The sequence below is a fragment of the Sagittula sp. genome, from assembly GCF_052825245.1.
In genome coordinates, this window is sequence record NZ_JBRBWD010000029.1 from 45,107 (window position 1) to 68,666 (window position 23,560).

Genomic DNA, 23,560 nt, shown 5'->3' on the forward strand with positions numbered 1-23,560 from the left:
GGCCTTCGAAACCGAAGCCGGTGTCTGCATTGTCGGAACGGTAGGGCAGATTGATGATCGCCACCGGATCGTAATCGAAGACGCCCGGATCGGGGTCCAGATCGCGACCGATGGCGTCCTCCGGATTGGCAGCCAGCCGGATGAAGTTGGCATCGGGCTGGTAGGCCGCCCCGAGCGGCGTGCCGCCGATCGCCGCGCCGCCGTTGACGACATAGTAGGTCTGACCGCTGTTCAGGCCCGGGATCTCGTAGCCGTCCAGCGCGGTATAGATCACCGCGTCGCCGTTCGAGAAACCGTGGCCGGGCAGGAAGATGCGCCCGACGTTCGAGCCGTCCTGCGTGCTGCTGAACTCGTTGACCTCCGTGTTCTCGTTATCGAGCGTGACGATGGCATCCACGAAGGTCGACACGAAGATGCGCGGCTCTGCCGGGCGATAGGTCACCACGTCGCCGTTGTTGAATGGCGTGGAGGTGTCGAGGATCTTGTCGTCGACTGCGTCCACGATGGCGCGGGTAAAGCTGTCCTCGACCTCGGTGAAGCCGATGGTCTGAAGCTTGATCGTGTTCTCGTCGACGACCTTCACCTGGTACTTCGAACCGTTCGACAGCCCGGTGATGGGCGTGCCGCCGTTCGAGTTGTAAATCACCTGGTCGCCGTCCTCGAAGGCGTGGTTGGCAATGGTGATCGTGTCGCGGTTCACCGTGACGTTGCCCTGCGCGAACCTGGTGCCAAGCTGGATCTGCGTGTCGTCGAAGACGACGACGGTATAGTCCTTGCCCGAGGTCAGGCCGCCGCCGGTCGTCCCGCTGTAGGTGATCGTCGCGCCGTCGTTCAGCTTGTGGAAGTTGCCGAAGTTGATGGTGTCGTTGGCCGCGCTGGAGTTCAGCACGGTGCCGTCCGAGATGTCGCTGCCTTCGCCGCCCTGCTCGGCCACCAGCTCGATCAGGTTGCCGGCTTCGACGTGGTCGGTGGCGCCGACGGTAAAGTTCACCACGCCCGTGGCCGCCGCAGCCGTGCCGACGGAGGCGGAGCTGACGAACCCGCCAAAGCCGTTGGTGCTGCCGCTTGCATCCGCGTCGGCCAGCAGGAAGGCCTTGCCGTTGATGTTGTTGGCCACGTTCATCGTGCTGCCGCTGCCGCCGAACGTCGCGTTGATGGTGTGGTTGGTGGTGGCGTTGGCCTGCCCCTCGGCAAAGTCGCCGAAGATCGATCCGCCGCCCGAGGACATGGTCGAGGTCGCCGCAGACAGCGCCGCCGCGTCGAAGTTGATGTCGGAGGCCGCAGCCGCGGTGCCGTCGCCCACATCGCCGAGGAAGGACACGTTGGTCGTCCCGGTCGCCTTGATGTCGGCGGTGATGTCCGCGACCCGCGCAAAGCCGCCGAATCCGCCGGTGGCGCCCGCGCCGTAGGCCTCGTTGGAATGCCGCGCGGCGACGTTGATGTCACCGCTGGTGGAGGTCAGCGACATGTTCTCTGCCACGGTCACATCGACCAGCGAGTTGTTGTCCACGTCGATGACGGTGTGATCCACCGCGGCCAGCAACGCGACGCCGGTTCCCTCGGCATTGCCGAAGGCGCCGTACCCATCAGAGAACCGCAGGAACTCGTCGTTGACCTCGTCGTAGTTCAGCAGACCCAGGACGGTCACGCTTTGCCCGGCGTGGATGGAACCGCCCTGCCCCGTGGTCATCACCACGTCCGGGCTGAAGGTGGATTCGGTGTCCGAGACGTTGACCGACACGCCGCCGGTCAGTTGCACGGAGGTGGCGGAGGCGTCGGTCTTGCCCAGCAGCTTGCCCTGCATGTGGAAGACGGTGGCCGCATCGACGTCCACACCGCTGCCGATATGCCCCTTCACCGCCGCGTTGTTGATGGCGCTGGTGTCGGTGTCGATGCCGGAGCCGAGGCCGGACACCGACGTGGCGGACGTCAGGGCCGTCACGTTCGAGGTCAGCGCCGCGTCGAGGTCGATGCCGCCGGAGGTGGTGGTGATCGAAGTGGTGCCCGGTGTGGCGTCGCCGTTGGCCGCACCGATGCGGACGGAGGCACCACCGTTGTCAACCACCTGCACGTCCAGCAGGGCCACGTCCACCAGACCGGCGACGCCGGTGTTCAGCGCGGCGGCCTCTGCCGTGTGCAGGCCGCGGGCCTCAACGTCGATGCTGTCCGCCGAGATGATGCCGTTCTTGCCGATCCACGCGTCGGTGTCCGCGTCGAGGTCGGTCCGGATCGTGGCGCTGCCAACGGAGACCGCCCCCGCAAACCCGGTGTTCTTCGACTGCGGACGGGCGGTGACGGTGTTGTCCGCCAGCATATGCAGCGTGCCGTCCAGCGTCAGGTCGGTATCGTCGCCGATATATACCGCCCCGTCATGCGCGTTGCGCGCCGTGATGGTCGAGACCGAAACCGCGACAAGGCCCGCCGCGCTGAAGTTCGACGCGTCCGCCTCGACCGTCGTGCTGGACACGGCATCGAGGGTCACGTTGTTCGCCGTCACGTCGGAGTTGGACCCGACATAGGCCCGCGTAGCGGATTCCTGGCTCGCGGGATCCTTCTGGCCCACGACCGCGATCACGGTCATGTCGTTCACGTCCACGAGGCCCGCGCCGCCCACAGATGCAATGGATGCGCTGGCCATGGGAACAAGCTGGTTGGCGTTGTCGAGAACCTTGGTGGTGGCCACACCCGTAAGGTTGTGGGCGCCGAGGTTGACGGTCGAATGGTCGCCGACGAAGGTTTCGGTGATCCGTGCCGCGTAAGCTTCGGAGGTCAGCACGGCCACGTCCACCGCACCGCTGACCGAGGTGCTGGCGACTTCGGACAGCGCCTGGGCGGCGACCTCGGTCGCGGTCAGGTTCACATCGCCTGCTGTGAGGTCGGTGTAGCGACCGACGTAGGCGCGGGTCTTGCCCTCCATCGCGGCGACGGATGTGGCCAGCGAGACGCCGACGATGCCCGCCGCGGCAAAGCCCCTCGTCTCCGCATCGGCAATGGTCGAACCGAGTGCCACGGCATCCACCGTGCCGCGCGACACGCCATCCTGGCCCAGCACCCTGACCACCACGTCCGTCGTCTCGGTCGCGTCGTCGTTGCGACCCACGTAGGCCTCCACGTCGTTCGAGGTGATCGCCGTGGGCTTCAGCCCGTTCACGGCCACACCGCCGGTGACGCCAACACTGAGAAGTTCGGCATCCGCCTTAGCGTCGCCGTCCGCCAGCAGGTTGAGGTCGCTGACGTGAAGCTCGATGCCGTTGCCCGCATAGGCGCGGGTCTTGCCGCCTGCGATGGCGGTCGGCTCGAAGTTCCCGATCTGCACAAGACCGCCCGCCGAGACGGAATCCGTCCGGGAAATGGCGTCGATGTCGCCAAGGGCGGTCACATTCATGGAGTCCACGCCGCCGGTGACGGCGACGACCGCCCCCGGAGCGCCGCCCGCTGCCACGTCGTCGGGCGCACCCACGAAGGCTTCGATGATGCTGCTGACGGTGGCGGTGGGCTTCAGGCTCGTGCCTTCGCCGATGAAGCCGATCCCGAAGCTGGAGGCGAGGGCAACGGCCTGGTTGATCACCCTGTCATTCGGGACAAGGGCATTGCCGGCGGACACATCCAGCGAGCTGGCGGTCAGGTTGACGCCGTCGCGCACAAAGGCGGAGGTCCGGCCACTGACGTTCGCGTCATTCTGGAACAGGTTCAGGCTGAGCCCGAGGCTCGCGCTGAGGGAGTCGATGTCGGACACCGCCCGCATGTCGCTGTCGGCAGAGACGCTGACGGCGCCGCCGGTAATGTCCACATCGGTCTGCACGTCCGAGGCCACCAGGGCACGACCCGCGCCGATGAAGGCTTCGACCGTGCCGTTGACCGTCGCGACCGACTTGATGTCGGTGACGGAGGCCAGCAGCCCGAGCGACAGGCTGGCGCTGCGCGCATATGCCCCCATGCCGTATTCGTGCCCGCCGTAGTTTTCGGCGGCCCCGACCTGCGTGAAGGGCGTGTCGGCGAGGATCGTCAGGCTGTCGGCCTCAAGGTCGACGCCCTGCCCGACATAGGCCCGCACCGCGCCGGAGATCGTCGCGCGCTGGTCGAACAGCGAGATGGCGATGGAGGAGGCGGTCAGGTTGCCGATGGTCGGCGCCGCATACATGTTGCCGATGGCGGTGATCGTCACGGCACCGTCGATGTCGACGATGCCGATGTTGCTCGACGGGGTGGCGTTGTAGGCCGAGCCCACATGCGCATCGACCGTGCCGCTCACCGTGGCGTTCGCCGTGATGTCGGTGAAGGCGACGACACCCGAGAGCGTCACACCGAGCGTCGTGGAGGTCGCGTCGTAGTCGCCCTGCGCATGCACCGCGAGCGAGGCTGCGTTCAGCGTGCCGCCCTGCCCGACGAAGGCGCGCGTGGTGCCCGCCACGTCCGTCGTGGTGTCGAAGATGCTGATCGCGGCAAGCCCGCCGAGGTTCGCGGTAAAGCCAAGGTCACCGAAACCGGCGGTGGCGTTCATGTCGGACCATGCGTCTATGGTGACCGCCCCCGTGATGTCGACAACGCCCGCACCGCCCGTCACCGGTCCGTCGAAGGGCGCGCCGAGATAGGCGGAAACCTCGCCCGTCACAGTGGCCTCGCCTTCGAGGTAGGACACCGACGCAAGGCCTGCGAGGCTCGCGAGGATCGTCTGCGTCGTGGCGTTGTACTGGATCGCGTCCAGCGCCGAGTTGCCGGCATTGATGTCGAGGGTCGCCGCACTCATCGCCACGCCGTCGCGGACGTAGGCACGGGTCGCACCGCTGACCTCGGCCTTGGGCCGCGCGGCGCTGACCGTCAGGCCGAAGCTTGCGCCGACCAGCACGGTATCCGCGGCCGCGTCCATGGTGGCATCCGCTGCCACGACCACGGCACCGTCGCCCACATCGGCCCCGGTGGGCGTGATCGTCACCTGCGGAGCGGCGGTCAGGCTGGAGCCCGTGTCGTTCTGCGCGCCGATGAAGGCCTCGACCTCACCGCTGACGAGCGCCGAGGATTGCAGCACGCTGATCGAGGCAAAGCCCGAAATCGTGCCGGAACGGACCTTGGCGGTCGCGTCCATGACATCGCCGTCCGCCGTCACGTCCAGGCGGTCCGCGTCGAGCACGGTGGTTTCGCCCACGTAGGCACGCACGGCCCCGGAGACATCCGCCGTCGGCACCAGCACGTTGACCGAGATGCCGAAGGAGGCACCGATGCCCTCCGCCTCGGCGTTTGCCGTCTGGCTGCCGTTCGCGTCGATGAAGGCCCGGCCATTGCCATTGGCACCCTGCGTCAGCGTGATGGATGTCACGCTGTTCGCGGTGGGGGTGGCGCCTGCCATTGTGCCGGTAAAGGCCTCCGTCCGGCTGTCGATGGTCGCATCCGCGATGGTCACATTCACCGAGAGCGCACCGCCGATGGCGTAGAACTCGTTCAGCGAATTGGCTGCGTCGTTAGACGTTGCGATCACGTCCAGCGCACCCGCCACGACCTGCGTGCCCTCGCCCACATAGGCCAGCGTATCGCCGACCACGCTGGCCACCGACTTCGTCACCGTGGCACCGGCGAGCAGGCCGAAACCGCCCGCAACGCTGTCCGCCGTCGCCTCGTAGGCAGAGGTCGCCTCGACGTTCAGCTTGTGGCCGCCGATGTTCAGGACCGTCGCCGCAGGCGCCGTGCCCGCCGTCCCGGTCAGGGCCGAGGGGTCGAAGCTGACGGTGCCGATGTCCTGCCGCTGCAGGCTCTGGACGCCGCTGCCCGCGCTGCTCAGGTCGATGAAGGTGCCGCGCTGAAGGTAGAAGTCCTCCGGCAGGTCCAGCGTGATGTCGATGATCACGTCATCGCTGGTCGAACGATGCAGGATGTGTTCCGCACCGCCGCCGGCCGAGGTCAGGTTCACGATGTCCAGATCCGGATCGAAGAGCACATCCGGCTCGCCCGTCCGCTGGATCGCATGGCCGAAGCCGGAACCGCCCGACGTCAGATCCACCCCGATGCCGTTGTTGGCATTCGCCAGCGAATCCGCGAGGCGGATCAGCCCGCTGCCCATGTCGATGACGTAGTAGGTGCCGCCGTCGCTCAACCCGTCGATCAGGCTGCCCGAGCCCTTGACGTAGGTGACTTCCTCGCCGGTGGTGAAGGCGGTTGCGGGTGTGCCTACGTTGATCGTGTCGTTGGTCGTGTCGACATAGCCATCCAGGTCGTTCACGAGGCGGATGGTGCCGTCCTCGCCCGCGATCACGGTGTAGAACGCGCCGTCCACCAGCCCGCCGATGGCGGCATTGCCGTTGCTGTCGTACTGAACGACCTCGCCGGTGAAGAAGGGCGACGCTGGGTCGCCGACGAAGATGGTGTCGCCGCCGGTGTTCACCGCGGCACCCGTCGGGGCCAGCGCCGCCAGCTTCACCGTGCCGTCGTCGATGGCCTGCACGAGGTATGTGCCGCCGTTCACCAGCCCGCCGATGGCGCTGCCGGTGGTGGTGTAGACCACGGTTTCCCCGGTCTCGAACGCGATGCCGCCGGTATCGAGGGTCAGCGAATCCTCGGTATCGTCCGTATCCACGCCGGTGATCCCTGCCACCGTGTCACGGGTGAAGGTGTGGTTGCCGCCGGTTCCGGTCGAGGTCAGGTCCACCACCTCGCGGGCCAGGAAATCCTGATCCTCCGTCACGGTAATGGGGTCGAAGTTGATGTCCGCCTCGCTCGGGTTCACACGCTCGATGGTGTGCGTGCCCGCACCCCCGGTGGAGGTCAGGTCGATCACGTTACCGTTCGGCGCGTCCATCAGCTGGATGCGGCCGCCGGACAGGACGTTGACGTAATAGGTGGCGTTGTCGGTCAGCCCACCGATGACATCGTTGCCGTTGGCCTGGTAGCGCACCTCGTCATTGGTCACGAGCGGCTCTGACTGATCGCCCACGCGGATGGTGTTGTCGCCGAGGTTCACAAGGCTCTCGCCGGTCCGCAGCGCGGCAAGCTGGATGGTCCCGGTCTCACCTGCCAGCACGTAATACTGCTGGCCGCTCACCAGCCCGCCGATGGCGGTGCCACCGTTGGAACTGTAAGTGACGATCTCGCCATCCACGAAGGACACATCCTGCCCGGGCAGTGAAATGCGGTCCAGCCGCGTGTCCACAAGCGTGCCTGGTGCCACCTGGCCGCCGACATAGGCCTCGGTCACGCGGTTCACCTGCGCGTCCATGATGGTGATCGCGCCGCCGATGCCGCCGACCGCGATGGCGTCGCCTTCCGGCAGGCCCTTGGCCACGCTGTCCGCCGTGACGTCCAGCGCCCCGTCCGCGGTGATCTGGGTGTTGCCATCGACCACGGCGCGCGTCGCACCCTCGACGATGCCGGTGGAGACAAGCGCGGAGATCGCCAGCCCCACGGGCGACACCGCCACGCCGATGATCTCTGCCCGCGCCCAGTCGATGCTGTCCGCGTCCACGTCCACGGTCGATCCAACGCCCTGCGCCGTCAGTTGCGATCCGCGCACCCGCGCGGTCACGTCGGTCTCCAATTGCGAGATGGCTTCGCCCCCCGCACCGGCGCCGCCCAGCACGCCGTTGACGCTGACCATGCTGACCTCGGTGACGATATCCCCGTCCTCATGCGTCGCGTCGGCATCGACGAGGATGTTGCCCGCCTCCGCCGTCACGGTGCTGTCGTCGATCGCCGCAAGCACCTGTGTCGCGATCAGATTCTTGCCGATGGCGACACTGATCGCAAAACCGACAAGGCCAAGGCTGACCGCGGCGGAACCGACCTGGGCGTTGGCCTCCAGCACATCATGCGCCTCGACCGTCACCGCGCCGTTGGCGGTCACGTTGGACGCCGCCTCGATGGTGGAGGACACTTCGCGTGTGACCGTGTTGATGCCTGACGCCCCCGCACCGGCGGCCGCCAGCGAGGCAAAGGCCACCGACGCCGAGAAGGCGAAGGCGATGGGCTGGGTGTCCAGTTGGCTCGACGTCTGCGCGGTGACGGTCACGGGACCGCCGTTTGCGTCGACGCGCGAATTCTGAACCCGGGCGATCGTCGATCCGGCAAGCGTGTTGGTCGCGACGGCAGCAGACACAGAGACCGCCAGACCGACGTAACCGCCCGACACTGCGATGGAAATCGCACGCGAGATCGCCGTCATCATGACCGAGTCCTCGGCCGAGACGTTGACCGCGCCGCTGGCCGTGACCGCCTGGCCGTCTGCGGTATCGGCATTGTCGATTACCGCTTCGACGACCTGCGCGATGGTGTTGTGGACCACGCCCGCCGCCAGCGCGATGCTGCCGCCGAAGGTGCCGCCCGCAGCCGAAAGCGCGATGCCCGTCGCCTCGAGGTCGGAGGAGGTGGTGGACGAGGCCAGAACGTCGACATTGCCGTTGCCGGCGACCACATTGCTGTCGTCGATCTCTGCGCGGACGGTGCCTTCGATCTCGGTCTCTGCCACGATCACCGTGGCCGAGATCGACAGCGCGACAGAGCCGCCGGAGGCCGCCAGCGTGACGCCAAGCGCGTCCACGTCGATCCCGGTCTGGTCCTGCGCGTCGAGGATCACTGCGCCGCCCAGGGCCCGCACATCGGAGCCGCCGAAGATCGAGGCCTCGACCAGGCTGCCCGCGTTGACCCGCGTCACGACGCCGGTGCCCGCGCCGGAAATACCGACCGCACCGCCGGAGACTGCTACGCCGATGCCGTAGCCTTCCACGTCGATGGTGCCCGATGCGAGGGCCGTCAGTGTCACGTCGCCGCCTGTGGTGCGCACGTCGGACCCGCCGATGTGCGCCTTGACGGCGGTGTCGTAGTTGACCTCCACAAGGGTCACGGCAACAGAGACCGCACCGCCGCCCGCGCCGACGCCCACGGCCATTGCCGCTGCGGCGGTGGCGTTGGTGATGGTGGAGGCGTCCTCGGCGTTGATCGTCACGCCGGTATCCGCATCCACGTCGGGCGAGTCGATGATCGACGCCTCGACTGTGTTCGACATGGACGAGACGGACTTCGCCCCTGCCCCGGCCCCGGCAATGCCCACGTAGCCACCCGCAACGGAAATCGCCGCCGCCACGGCTGTCGCGTCGATGGTGTTCTCATTGCGCGCGTCGACCGTGATCTGACCCGCCGCATCCACGTCGGATCCCTGGATGGTGGCGAGCGTCGTGCCGGTCAGTTCGTTGGTCGTGACCGTCGCCGCGATGGCGAGGCTGATGGATGCGCCACCGCTGCCCGCGACGCCGACCGATGCGGCCACCAGCGTGGCGCTGATGGAATTGGTGTCGTCGGCTTCGACCGTCACGCCGCCCGCTGTCGTTGTGACGTTGCTGCCGCGGATCGACGCCTCGCCCCCGCCACCGATGAAGTTGTCCGCCACGGCGCCCGCACCTGCCGCCGACAGGCTGAACGAGCCGGAGACCGAGATCGATACGGAGACCGCCGCGCTGACGGCGGTGATCGACCCGTCGCGCAGAGAGGTGACGGAGACGCTGGTCGCATCCACGTCGCTGGCGTCGATGCTGGCCAGCGTGACGGTGGAAATCGAGTTCGTTGCAATCGGCACCGCGATGGAGATGGAGATCGCGGCGGTCGAGCTGCCCGAGATGGACGCCGCGACAGAAGCGACCTCCGCCTCGATGGACGAACTGTCGGTGGCCGAGACGGTGACCGCGCCCGCCGCATCCACGTCGCTGCCGTTCTCGATCAGCGCCTTGACGCTGTTCGTCATGGTGTTGGTCGCACTGGCCCCGGCCCCGGCACCGGCGGCACCGAAGCTGCCCGACGCCGACACCGACAGGCTGGCCGCGACGGCGGTCGCATCGATGGTGTTGTTCGCCGTGGCCGCCACGTTTACGCCACCGCCAAGCGCATCCACATCGGATCCGGAGATCCGCGCCACCAGCGCGCCGGACAGGGTGTTCTCTGCCAGCGTGACCGCCACGGCCCCCGCGACGGAGGCCGAGCCGCCTACCGCGACGGCTGCCGCGCCCGATACGATGGTCGCCGTGATCGTCGACGTATCCGAAGCGGTGACGCCGATTGCACCGGATGCCTGCACCTGAGGCGCGTTCAGGATCTCGGCGCCGAAGGTGTTGGTGATGGTGTTGCTGACATCGACACCCGCGCCTGCGCCGGACACCGCAACGCTGCCGCTACCCGATACGCTGATTGCCGCCGCGACGCCGGTCGCGGTGATCGACTTCGTGCTGACGGCATCCAGCGTGATGCCGCCGCTCTGCGCCACGACGCTCGCCGTGTCGATGGCCGCGCGGCCGGTACCGCCTATCACGTTCTCGCTCAGCGCCACTGCAACCGAAAGGCTGCCCGCCACGCCGCCGCTGCTCAGGGAGACGGAGACCGAGGCCGCGATCACGTCCGCGTTGATCTGCGCGCTGTCGGTCAGGCCGATGCCTACCGCACCGCCCGCCGTCACACCGCTGTCGGAGACGATGGCATCGGTGCTGCCGAGAATGGTGTTGTTCGCCTGTGCCAGCGCCAGCGCCGCCGCAAGCGACACGCTGCCGCTGGTCGCGCTGACCGCGATGGCCACCCCGACAGAGGTCGCGTCGATCTGGCTGCTGTTGGTGGCGTCCACCGTCACGGCGCCGCCGGTTGTCATCACCGGGGTGTCGTCGATGCCCGCAAGGACGACGCTGGAAATCTCGTTCGTGGCCAGCGCGATGGCCGCCGACATGGCGAGCGACACCGTGCCGGACCCTGCCGAGACGGAGGCCGTCGCGGCCACCAGCGTGGCGTTGATCGTGCTGCCGCTGTCCGCGTCGATGTCGAGCGCGCCGCCGATGCTGGCAATGTCCGCGCCGAAAATGCCCGCGGTGGTCGATCCGCCGATCGTGTTCTGCGCCTGCGCGACACCGAAGGCCCCGGCAAACGACACGGTGCCCGACCCGATGGAGACCGCAACGGCCGCGGCGACCTGCACCGCGTCGATGGCCTTGGTCGAGTCCGCCTTGATCGTCACCGCACCGCCCGCGTCGATCCCGGACGAGACGACATGCGCCGACACCGTGTTCGAGATGCTGTTGTCCGCAAGGGACACCGCGGCGGACAGCGTGATGTTGGCGGAGCCGGAACCGCCCAGGTCGGCCGAAATTGCCGCCGTGACGACGGTCGCCGTGACGCTGGCCGCGTCCGTTGCAGTGATGTCCAGCGCACCGTCCACGATGGCGTCGGACGCGCCCAGAACGCCGGCCTCGACCGTGTTGGTGATGCTGTTGTCGGCGTTGGCACCGGCACCCGCCCCGCTCAGTGACACGCTGCCGCCGCCGGTGCTGACCCCGAGCGAGGCCGCAACGGCGGTTGCCGTGATCGACCCGTCGGAAGAAGCGTCGAGCCGCATCGCACCGCCCGTGGACCGGACTTCGGAGCCGCCCTCGATCACCGCGCGCGTGGTGTTCTGGATGACGTTCTGCGCGTCGCTCACCGCAACGGTCAGGGAGGCGGATGCGCCGCTGCCGCCGCCCACGGAAACCGACGCTGCCACCGCCACCAGCGTGGCGGAAATCTCGGTCGAATCCACGGCGTCGAGCGTGACATCGCCTGTGGCCGTCACGTCGGCATTGCGGATCACCGCCAACACGGAATTGGTCGTTTCGTTGTAGGATCGGGAGCCCGCCCCGGTCAGGGAGGCCGACGCCCCGCTGCCGCTGCCAAGGCTGACACCGACCGACGCCGCGGTGACGATCGCGGTGATGACCTTCTCGGACGACGCATCCATGTCGACCGCGCCGCTCAGTGTCGCATCGACGGAGTCGATCAGCGCTTCGGTCGTGGAGGTGATGGTGTTGTCGGCGACCGACACGTTCACCGCGCCCGAGACGGAAACGCTGCTGCTCGACGACGAGACGGCCAGGCCAACCGATGTCGCATCCGCCGTGATGTTGCCGCTGTCCGTGGCGCTGACCGTCAGGTCGCCCGCCAGGACGGAGTCCGAGTCTCCCCCGGCCGTGTCGGTCACGAGGGCGCGGGTCTCCAGGTTGATATCGTTGAGGGAGACCGCGACGTTAGCGCTCACACCGACCGATGCGCCGCTCTGGGAGGTCGAGACACTCAGCGAGACGCCGAAGGCCGTGGAGTCGATGGAGGCGGTGTTGTCCGCGGTGATCGACACGTCCTGCGTGCCTGCGTTGATCGAGGTATCTTCGGATTCCGCTATGGCGGATGCCATCACGTCGTTCAGCGTGACCGCGATCCCGAGGCCGACGCCCACCTTGGCACCGGTGCCGCTGCCCACGTTCAGCGCAATGCCGAGAGAGCCGGTGGTCGCGTCGATGCGCCCCGCCTCGGCCGCGTTGATCGTGACCGGACCGGTGGCGGTGATGCTGCTCTGCCGGACGGAGGCCAGCACGGAGGACGTGACCTCGTTGCCGGAACCCGACCCGGCGCCGGACAGGGCCAGCGTGCCACTGCCGGACGACAGCGACCCCGAAACGGCGAAGGTAAAGGCGTCGATCTCGGAGGTCGACAGCGCCTCGGTCGTGAAGGCGGCGGAGGTGACGGTGGCGGCGTGCACTTCGGCCGTGGTGGTCTTGGTGATGTGGTTCACGGCCATGGCCGCACCGATGGCAACCGCGCCCGCATTGTTGCCGCTGCTCGCGGTGGAGACGGCCAGCGCACCCGCACCGGCGTCGGCGTTGATCTTCGCGTTATCGAGCGCGTTGACGGAAACCGCCCCGCCCGCTGCATTCACCACCTGCACGCCCGAGGGGTTCGAGATGCTGGCGATGGTGGTCGCGTCTATGTAGTTGCCGGATCCGGAGCCCGCGCCACCGAAGGCGGTGGAGCTGTTCGAGACGGAAGCCGACCCGGCGATGGTCAGGGTGTCGACCTCGGCGTTGTTGATCGCGTCCATGTCCACGCTGGCCGCCGTGATCGGCGTGTCCGTCACCGTGGCGCGGATGGTCTGCGTGATATCGTTCACCGCGACCGACGCCCCGACGGAGCCCGCCGTGGTCCCGCCCTGGGACTGGCCGGTGCTGAGCGCAAAGGCCACACCGCCGGAGTCGGAGGTGATGTCGGAGCTGTCCTCTGCCTGGATGCTGAGCGCGCCGGTGGTGGCGATCTCGCTGTCGGCACCCACATCTGCCAGCACCTCGTTGTCCACGAGGTTCACCGTCACCGCACCGGCCCCGGCGAACTTGATGTCGCCGCCGCTGGAGCTCTGCTGGTTCGACGACCCGGTGTCCACGACACCCGCAATCGCGATCACCAGCGTGTCGATGTCGGTTGCGCCATGCGCATCGAGCGTGACGCCGCCGCCCTTCGACCGCAGCGTGTTGTCGCCAAGCGCCGTGCCCCAGACGGATTGGTCGGAATCGATCACCGCGACCGACCCGGTCAGGCCCACATCGCCGTTCAGCGCAAAGGTGCCGCCGCCGGCATCCTGGCCGATGGTGGTCTGGTCCGTGCCGCGAATGGTGATGCCCTGGAGGGCGTGCGCTTCGAGGTCGTTGGTCGCCGCGTCGGCATTCACGTCCACGTCGTCGCCCAGCACGGCCTTCGTCTCGCCCTTCAGGACGGCGATGGTCACGGCCCCTGCGATACCGATGGTCGTGCTGCTGCCGCCACCCGACTGGCTGCTGCCACCGCCACCGCCGTTCGACCCGCTGTTGTCCGACCCGAGGGAGGCCGACGCCGCGATGGCAAGCTGGTAGAGGGCGTCGTAGCTGGTGGCCGTGACCGCCAGGCCGCGCACCGTCTCTGTCACCGGATCGCCGTTGCTGTCGAAAGTGTCCCCGGCGATATCGACACCGCTGGCCCCGTGGCCGCGTGCCACGATGTCTGTGCCGTTGCCGATGATCGCCTGCGTGTCGTCGAGGTCGACCAGAACGTCGACGGAGATGCCGACCGCAGAACCGCTCAGGCTACCACCGCCCGATCCTGCATAGCTGTCCGCGATGGTCTTCGACTGCGCCTGCACCACGACGCTGCCGTCCGCCGCAACGGTGGCCGCACCGTCTGCCGCGTCGAGCGCGTTGTTGATCCGCGCCTGGGTATCCGTGATGTTGACCAGAACGTTTGCGCCACCCGCACCTGAGGTGCTGTCACCCGCGCCGACGTTCACCGCGAGCTGGAAGAAGTCCTCGACGGACTGCGCTTCCACGATGATGTTGCCACCGGCCTGCAGCGTCGTGGGCGTGCCCAGCGGATCGCCGCCTTCGATGATCGCCAGCGTCGTCGCCTCGTGCACCGTCACGTCGAGACCCACGCCGACACCGGAACCGCTGGTCGAGAAGCCGAGAGATCCGGCGGAATCGGTCACGCGCGTCTCGGACTCCGCCCGGACGGAGATATCGCCGGTGGTGGCCGTGATGGTCGCCCCTGCGCCGACGATGGCGCGCGTGTCGGGGGTGAAGACGTTGATGACCGCCGATCCGGCACCGGCATCGGAACCGCTGCCTTGCTGGTCGCCGCCGCCGGAGGCGATGGAGGCCCCGATGGCAAGGCCGGTCACGAAGAGCCCGGTCTCGATCTCGCCGATGCCGAGCGCCTCGGGCAGCACGTCGGGGATCACAATCTCCATCGGGACGATCTCGCTGTCGGCCAGCATGCTGACAGACCCCTGAGCCGTCACCGTGGCACCCGCGCCGATGCTCACATCCGTGTCGATGGGCACGATATTGACCGCCACGGCCGCACCGACGCTGGTGCCGCCATCGCTGCCCGACCCGCCGCCACCGCCGCCGTTGCTGTTGCTCAGCAGGAGCGATGCGCCGCCCGCGATGTTCTGGACGCCGACGCTTTGCCGCGCGGTCATATCCACATCGCCGCTGACCGCGGTCACGGTGGCGCCATCCGCGATGGAGGCGTCCGTGTCGCTTTCGTAGTAGTTCACGCCAGCCGCGCCCGCGATGGCGAGCCCGCCGTTGGTGTTGGTGCCGCCTCCGCCTTGGTTCTGCTGCTGGTTGGACTTCTGTTTGACGCCCGCACCGGCCAGCGCGACCGTCTGCATCTCGTTCGTCTCGCCGTCGGAGGTCCCGGCCTCCACGGTCAGAGAGCCGGTGGAGATGGTGCCCGCAGCGACTGTGGCCTGCGCCTTCAGCACGGCGACGTTCACCGCAACCGCGGCGCCCACACCTGTCTGGCCGTCGGAGGTGTTGAGTGCCAGCCCGGTGGCGATGGACGACGCGTCCGCATCGTTCAGCGCCCGGACCGTCATGTCGCCGGTCGCGTTGATGGTCACGTCCTCGACCACGGCCTCCGCGTCGGAGACGATCACTGTCGCCGCGATGGCACCTGCCACCTGCACCGCTCCGCCGGTGGTCTGCTGGGTCGACTGCTGGGCGTTGCCGCCCTGCCCGCCCGGATTGGTCGTCTGGGTGGCTGCGGTGTTGTTGCCGCTCTGGACCTGAGAGCCGGGCTGCGGGTCGTTCAGCGTCGCGCCCGACTGCTGGTTCGCCGCACCGGTGGCACTGGCCGATTGTTCGTTCGCCGTGGTGCCGTCGCCGTTCGACTGCTTCTTCTTCGCCCCCTGGGAGCTGCCCTGCGAGACGGTGAGCGCGGTGGTGACGCTGGTGGCAGAGACGGTCACATCGTCCGCCGTGGGCCCGGTGGCCGAGACATCGCGGCCAAGCAGTGCCCGCGTGTCATCCTCTGCCCAGGCCATGCCAAGCGCGATGCCCACGCCGGTATTGCCCTTGGTGTCGGCGTCGGCCTCCGTCAGCAGGTCGAGCGTATGCGCCGCCGTGACCGAAAGGTTGCCGTCCACCGAAAGGCCGGTGGCCCCTGCGGGTACCGTCGCCTCGGTGTCGTTGAGAGAGACCATCAGCGCGAGGGACCCGCCGACGGAGGTGCCGTCGGTCGCCGTCGTCACGCTGCCCGCCTTGGCCTGTGTGGCCGCGACGTGATCGCTTGTTGCCGAAACCGAGAGGTCGCCGAAGTCCGCGAGGGTCGCACCGCCCGCGACGGAGGCCAGGACGTCATGCTCGGACACGCCGATAGCAAAGGACAGGCCCAGTCCCAGCGACTTGCCGGCGGTGTCCTTGGCCGACAGGGCACGCGTCAGGGTGTAGGTCGCGGCCTTCGCCTCGACCGTGCTGGCGCCACCGCCCGTGACTGTCAGTTGCGCCGTCTCGCCATACAGCGCCGAGGTTTCGCCAAGCGCCACGTTCACCGCAACGGAGCCCGCGACGCTCGTCTTGCCGCCCGATGCGCCGGACACCGAAGTGGCGCCGTTGCTGTGCGCCGCCTCCGTCAGCTTGTGCGCGTCGCCCGACGCGGCAGAGGTCAGCTCGATGGCCTCGCCCTTCATCGCGTCGTCGCGGCTGGCGGCCAGCTTCAGCCGTCCGTCCGCCTCGACGATGGCAAAGTAGGTCTCACCGTCCGTCAGCCCGCCGATGGCCGCGCCGTCGGTGTCATAGACCACCGCCTCGCCGGTCTGGAGGCCGCCCGGATTGTCGAAGACGATCTCCACCCGCGTCTCGTCGGGGTCGAATTCGACCGGATCGGCGGTGGTGTTCTCCGGCGTCTGTGCCGTGCGCACCAGTTCATGGGCATCGCCCGCGCCCTGGTCCTTCAGGTCGATGGCCTTGCCTTCCTCCGCATCCGACTGGCTGGCGGCAAGCTGGATCGTGCCGTTGTCGCCGAGGATGACGTAGTAGTCCGTGCCGTCGGTCAACCCGTCGATGGCGGTGCCGCCCGCGCCCATGTTGTAGGTGACCTGCTCACCCGTGGTGAACGCCACCTCCGGCTCGCCCACGAAGATCGTGTCGGCGTCGGTATCCACGGTGGACAGTTCGCTGGCCTCGACCTTCACCTCGCGCGCCGCCATGAGCGCCTGCACGTTGATCCCGTTGCCGGTGACAGAGGCGTCGTTCATCAGGGCGATGTTGTCGATCTGCGCCACGTTCACCGCGATGGCCGCGCCGATGGTGGTGTCGTTCGATGTGTTGTTGCCCTGGCTCGCCTTTTTCTTCAGCGTGGCCTGCCCGTCCGCGCGGGCGTTGGCATCGTCATTGGCCTCGGACTTCACAGTGACGGCCCCGTCCGCCTCGACGGTGATCGGGGTGCCCGGTGCGCCGGCAAGAACCGCGCGCGATTCCGTCTGCGCGATGTTGATGCCGATGGCGGCGGCGACGGTCAGTTGGCCGCTGTTGGTCTGCTGGCGGTTGCTGGGGCTGGTGGCGGTGTTGCCCGTGCCCGATGTGGCCGAGCGGTTGTTGGCCTCGGTCACCTGATTGTCGGTCTGGCTCTGGACGCTGCCGCCCGATGTCTGTGCCTGACCTTGGGAATTCGCCTGCTGGGACCCCACGGCAGAGGCGCGCGCGTCTCCACGGCTGACGGTCACGGCGGCGGCACTGACCAGCACCGCACCGCCCGCCGTCACCGAGCGGGACAATGTGGCAAGCGCGCTGTCGAAGGTGATCGTCAGGGCCAGCGACGCGCCGATGGCGGCGTTGGTCGCATCGGCGCTGCCGTTGGCATCTGTGGAGGTGTCGGCATCAAGCGACGCCGTTACAGTCAGGTCGCCAAGGATGGTCAGTTCGGCACCGGAGGGCAGGTCCGCGCGCACGGCGTTCTGCGCCACGCTGATCGCGATAACCGGCGTCACCGCCGATCCGCCCGCCGCCTCTGCCCCGCCCTCGACGCTGGTGGTCATGGCGTGGGTGCCATCGGCCTCGATGGTCAGGTTCTGCGCGCCGGTCAGCGCGGCATTCCCGCCCAGCGACGCCTCTGTCAGCATGTCGGAGACATTGACGCCGATGGAGACGCCCACGCCGATCGTGTTGCCCGACTTAGTTGAGTTGGACCCGGTGCCGCTGCTGCCGCTTGTCCCGCCGGAGGACGAGGAGCCGGTCGACTGCGCCTTCTTCGCGTCGGTGGCTGCCCCTGCCTCGACCGAGGACTCCGTCTTCGAGATCGATTTCACCACGACGTCGCCCCCGCCGGTGATCGCCACGACCGCGTCGTTCGACACGAGCGCGGAGGTCGACACGCTCGGCAGGTTCAACGCGAAGGACCCCGCCACGCCGGTGGAGCCGCCACTGGCGCCCGAGGTCGCCTTGGCGCCGAACGTATGGGTGTCGTCGTCGCCGCGCTCGAACATCAGCGCCTGAACCGTCAGGCCGCCTGCGGTCACGTCCGCGTCGCCAAGCGTCGCGTCGATGTCGGCGGAGCCCCAGTTCAGCGCCACGGCGGCGCCGATATTGGTGCTGTTGGTGCCGGAGGTGGGAATCGTCGTGGCGCTGCCGTCCGCTTCGGCCTGCGCGTCCATGTTGCCGCGCGCCGTGACCTCCACCGCGCCCGTGGTATTGACCACCGCGCCGTTGTCAATGTTGGCGATTACGTCCATGTCCGCGATGTTAAGGCTGATCGCTGCGGCGACCGTCAGGCTGCTGCCGTTGTTCGACGCATCCGCCTGGCCCTGCCCGGTCGACGCGGACGACGGGGTCGCCCCGCTGCTGGTCCGGGCGGCGCTCTGGCTTTGCGCCTGGCCGGCCTGCGCGCCGGTCTGGTCGTTGACGTTCTGGTTGCTGTTGTCTTCCGGCGCGCCCGTGGCGCTGGCCTGGCTCTCGGTCGTGGAGGCAGAGGCGCCCTCTGCCGTCACCGACACGCCGCCGCCGGTGGAGGTCACATCGCGCAGCAGTTGCGCCGTGACGTCATCTTCGGCCACGGTCAGTGCGAAGGAAATGCCCACGGCCGCGTCGGTGCCCTTCGTGTCGCCCTTCGCGATGGTCGTGGTGTCCGCCACATGGGTGGCCTTGGCGGTCAGATCGCCGCCGATGGTCAGCGCATCGCCGTCCTCGAACACGGCAGAGGTGTCGTTCATGGCGACGGAGATGCCCAGTACCGGCGTGGCGCCCGTGCCGCCGGTGGACTGCGCGCCGCCCTCGACATTGGTCAGCATCGAATAGGTGCCCGATGCCTCGACTGTCACGTCATCCGGGGACCCGGTGACGGTGTCCAGAAGCGCGCCCCCTTCATAGGTTGCCCGCGTGTTGTGATCCGTGATGTTCAGACCGAAGGAGAAGCCGACCCCGGTCTTGCCCGCCTCGGACTGCTGCGCGTTTGCGTCGACCCCGGCCATCGTCTCGGCCGTTGCCGAAACGGTCAGCGCGCCCACCGCGCCATCGCCGCCGGTGCTGTCCCGCAGGACCGCCGTCGAGGTATCCGCATGGGTTGCGTTGGTGTTCACCTCGGCGACGTTGATCGCCAGCGATCCTGCGATGCCGAGGTCGCCGTCGGACGCACCCGACGTGGAATCCGCTGCGGCGCGGCTGACTGTCTCTGCCAGCTGGTGCGACGTGCCGCTTCCGGCGGAGGTGATCTCGATCGCCTCGCCCTTCAGCGCGTTTTCACTGCTGGTCGCCAGCTTCAGGTCGCCTTCTTCGTCGATGATCGCGAAATAGGTTGTGCCATTGGTCAGGCCACCGATGTCAGTGTCGGTGCCGTTCGTCGTGTAGGTGACCGCGTCACCCGTCCGCAGGCTCGACTTCTCGCTGCTGTCGAGGCCGAACACGTCCGTCGTCGGATCGAAGGTCTTGGCGTCCTCGGTGCCCTTCTGAAGCTGGTGCTCGCCGGAGGCGGCGTTCAGCGACAGGTCGATGGTCACCGCCGGATCTGCGTTTGCGTCCGGCTCCGTCGCGGCCAGTTTCACCCGGCCATTTGTGTCTTCGACGATGTAATAGGTCTGGCCGCTGGTCAGGCCGCCGATGTCGTTACCGCCGCTGTTGTTCGTGTAGACCACCGCGTCGCCGGTGCTGAGCCCGTGGTCCTCACCCAGGAAGATCGTGTCGGCGTCCTCATCCAGCGCCTTGCCGGACTGGACGGTCAGCGGCACGTTGCGGGTTGCGACGCCGGAGCGGATCTCGATCCCGTCGCCGGTCAGCGTGGTGCCCGCGCCGGAGGATGCCAGCGTCGAGACATTGGAATAGGTCAGCGATGCTGCCGCACCTATGGAGCCACTCGTCCCCTTCGACGCGCTGCCATCGGCGTCGGCCAGGGCATCCACGTTCGACAGGGCGACAAGCGACAGGCCCTCATCTGCGGTGATCGACACGCCGTCCGCCGGAACCGTCACCGTGTCCACGTTCTGGATCGTCAGCGAGATTGCCGCCGCGACGGACATCTTGCCGCCACCCTGTCCCTCAGCCGACTGTGTGTCGGTGGTGCGCGGGCCGGAGCCGGTGCGGGCCGCTGCCTGATCGTCCGCGAACCCGGCCTGCTGCGAGGTGGTGTCATCCACGCCTTCAGGGCTGGAGCCGTCATCTTCCGCCGCACCTGCCGCCGACGCCTTTGCATCAGTACGCGACCGGATCAGGCTGGTCGAGGTCAGCGCGATGGCGCCGCCGGTCGACGCCAGGTCGCGCAGAACGCGGACCATCGAGGTCTGTTCGTCGACCGTCAGGCCGAAGGACACGCCGACGGCTGTGCCGCCCTCCGCATTGCCTTCGCCGGTGGTCTCTGCGCCAGCGTCATGGGTGGCACTCAGGCCGATGTCGCCGGCAAAGCTGACAGCACCCGTGCCGACACCGATTTCCGCCGCCGTGTCGCTGAACAGCATGGTGATCGCCGCCACCGGAACAAAGGCCGTGCCGGAGGCCCCGCCCGTTGCGCCGCTCTTTGCCACGGTCTCCACGTCCTGGTTGCTGGTCGCAGACAGGGTCAGGTCCGCGCCATTGGTGATCGTGGCATTGTCGTCCACACCGGCGAAGGTCTGGTAGTCGATGATCGCCAGCGCGACCGAGGCGCCAACGCCTGTCGATTCACCGGTCACGCCATCCTCGGAGGGCACGGCGCGCGTCACGGTGCGCGTCTCCGACAGCGCCGACACGCTCAGGTTCGATCCGTTCAGGTCCAGTGTCCCGCCCACGGTGGCCGTGACATCGGCGAGGCCCACATGGATGGCCAGCGAACCGGCGACGGCGGTCTTCGCCCCGTCCCCGATGCCGGAGATCGCCTCGATGCTGAAGGTCTCGTCGGCGTCCATGTGCGCAAGGAGCGTCACACCGTTCGCCGCCGTCAGGTCGCCGCCGGTGATCGCCGCGCTGACACTGGAATCGACGATCCCGATGGCAACGCCGATGCCCACGCCGGTCGCACCGCCGCCCGACCCGGTGACGGAGGCGTCCGCCTTCGTCGTCACGCTGTCGGTGCTGAGTGCCGTCAGGGTCAGCGCCTGTCCGCTGTTCACCGTACCGCCCAGCGTCACCAGCGTCACCGGCCGGTAATCCGTCACCGCCACGGCGCCCGCGAAGCTCACGCTGCCGCCCTGACCCGCCGCCTGGTCGCTGGTGTCGCCGTCGTCGTTCGGGTCCTGCAGACGCTGCTCAGACTGGTTGGCTCCCGCGCCGTCGTCGGCGCCGTCCTGGGTTGAGATCGCCTCGGTCGACACGACCGACGTCAGGGTCGAGGCCAGCGCCACATCGCCGCTGCCCGCGGTGATCGAGGCGGTCGAGGCCACGCTCATGGAGGTGGTGATGCCGATGGTTGCAACCGCCAGAGTCGCGCCCTTCGCGCCTGCCTCGGTCGAGCCATCTGCCTTCGTTGCCACGTTCAGTTCGGACACGGCGCCAAGTGTCACGGCACCGGAGGTCGCGGTGATGGCACTTGCCCCGTCGACGACGATGGCGCTGTCGCCGTAGACCGCCACGACCGAAACCGCCGCGTCGGCCGTCGTCGAGTTGGTGTCGTCGGCACCCGCGTCGTCCGCCACGGTCACGTCGATATCGGCGGTTGCAGTCGCCGTCACGCTTTCGGCGGACAGAGTCGCCCCGTCGATGCGCACGGCGACATCCGGCAGGGCCACCACGCCGGTCAGGTCGAGCACGCCCGCGCCGGCCAGATCGCCGGTGCCCGCGGAAATATTCACCGCACCTTCGGCGGTCATGACAAGCGCGCCACCGGCGGTGATGCTGCCCGACACCTCGACGGTCGCCGTGGTCGCCGCGACGAAGAAGCCTTCCAGGCCGATGCCCTGCAGGAACGACGGGGAATCGCCGTCCACGATCACGCCATCGTCCTCGGCCAGCGCATTCAGAGTCACCGTCCCGGTGGAGGTGTGGCTGCCGACTGTTGCGATGTTGGCCGTGATGCTGCCGGTCACGTCGATGATCTCGGCGTTGACGGTCAGGTCGCCGACGGTCAGGTCGCCGGCGATCACCACCTGGTCCTTGTCGCCCTGCCCGTCGATGGTCAGGTGGATGTTGCCCAGGTCAACCGGGCCGGAAATCGTCACCTTGTCGCGAGACAGGAACGGGATCGCATCGCCCTGGAAATCCGCGCTGTCACCAAGATTGATCGTCAGCGACTCGGTCGGTAGCGTGGCGATGTTGACCGTCTCGAAGGTCAGGCCGGCTGGAATGTTGGGGGGAATGGTGATGCCGAACAGGCTCGGCGTGATGTGCAGGCCCGTACCGTCCTGCGTGATTTCCGCGGTGTCCGACATGCTGGACAGGTCGATGACCCGGTTCGCGGCATCCGAATTGTCGTTGATCGGCTCGAGCCCGGCGTAGTTCAGCGAAACGCCGTCGCGGGTGATGACCCCGGAGTGCAGATCGTAGGCGAGATATTCGACGTTCTGGAACGATCCGCCATCGAAGACCAGCGTGTCGAAACCGCCGGTCCCGCCGTCCAGTCCGCCAGAGAGGGAACCCCCGGCCTGAACGACGAAAACGTCCTCCGTATCGGCGGCGCCAATCAGCGTCTCCACCGAAACGAAGGACACACCTGCAACCTCGCCGGCATTCTCGCCGGTCACGGTCCAGGTCAGATCCACCGGCGGTCCGGTCACGGCGTCTGTCCCTGCGCCACCGCTCAGGAGCACGCGGCCCGCAAGGCCTGTGTCCAGCGACTCGAGGGCGATATCGTCGTCTCCCACTCCAGCATCGACGGTGATCGTCCCGGTGTCGGCGGTGAATGTGTAAGCCAGCAGGCCGTCCCCGGCGATCGTGCCGATGTTGTCGGCCGTGCTGCCGCTGTTGTCCTGGATGCGGATGTTCTGGCCATGCGTCGTCGCGTCGGAGTACAGGCGGTCCGTCGCGGTGTTCTGGTCGTGCACCGCCTCCGTGCCGGTCAGCGACAGGCTCAGGGTGTGGCTGGCGTCCGACATCTTGATGTCCGCCGACCCTTCGCCGCTGATGCTGAGCGTCACGGCATCCAGCGTCGCGCCGGACAGGGTGACAGTGTCCGCGCCGTCGCCGCCGTCGAAACGGATGTCGATGGGCGAGACGAAGCCATCGCTGAAGTCCAGTTCGAGTGAATCGTCGCCTGCCGTGCCCGTAACCCGGACGTAGGTAATCTCCTGCACGAGACGCTGGGCGATGAGGGAATTCGCCTGCTTGTCGTAGAGGTTGATGGATTGCGTCAGGGAGTCGTACTTGAGCAGGTAGTCGTTTCCTGTCGTCATCGACATGTCCGCGAGGAACGGCGCGGCATCGGCCGACAGCAGGAAACGAGGCTCCATCGCCTCCATCTTCAGCCCTGGCAGTTTCCCACCGGGCGCCATGCGCCTGGTCCTTCGGAAAGATCGTGTCCCGAGGTCGGTAAACCAGGAAAAGGCCTGATCCCAAGATGCAGTGGAACGCTTCTCGCGCTTGCTGGAACGCGGTTCGAA

Annotated in this window: 1 protein-coding gene (only partly in view); it reads right to left on the bottom strand. The window is 67.9% G+C overall.

The window, feature by feature from the left end:
* Nucleotides 1-23,452, bottom strand: partial view of an LEPR-XLL domain-containing protein gene (locus ACU0DV_RS10175; RefSeq protein ID WP_446241706.1) — the 5' portion only. The gene continues 15,641 nt to the left of window position 1, outside the view; 23,452 of the gene's 39,093 nt are visible here — the first part of the coding sequence; it begins with the start codon at nt 23,450-23,452; its stop codon lies off the left edge, out of view.
* Nucleotides 23,453-23,560 lie beyond the last annotated feature (108 nt).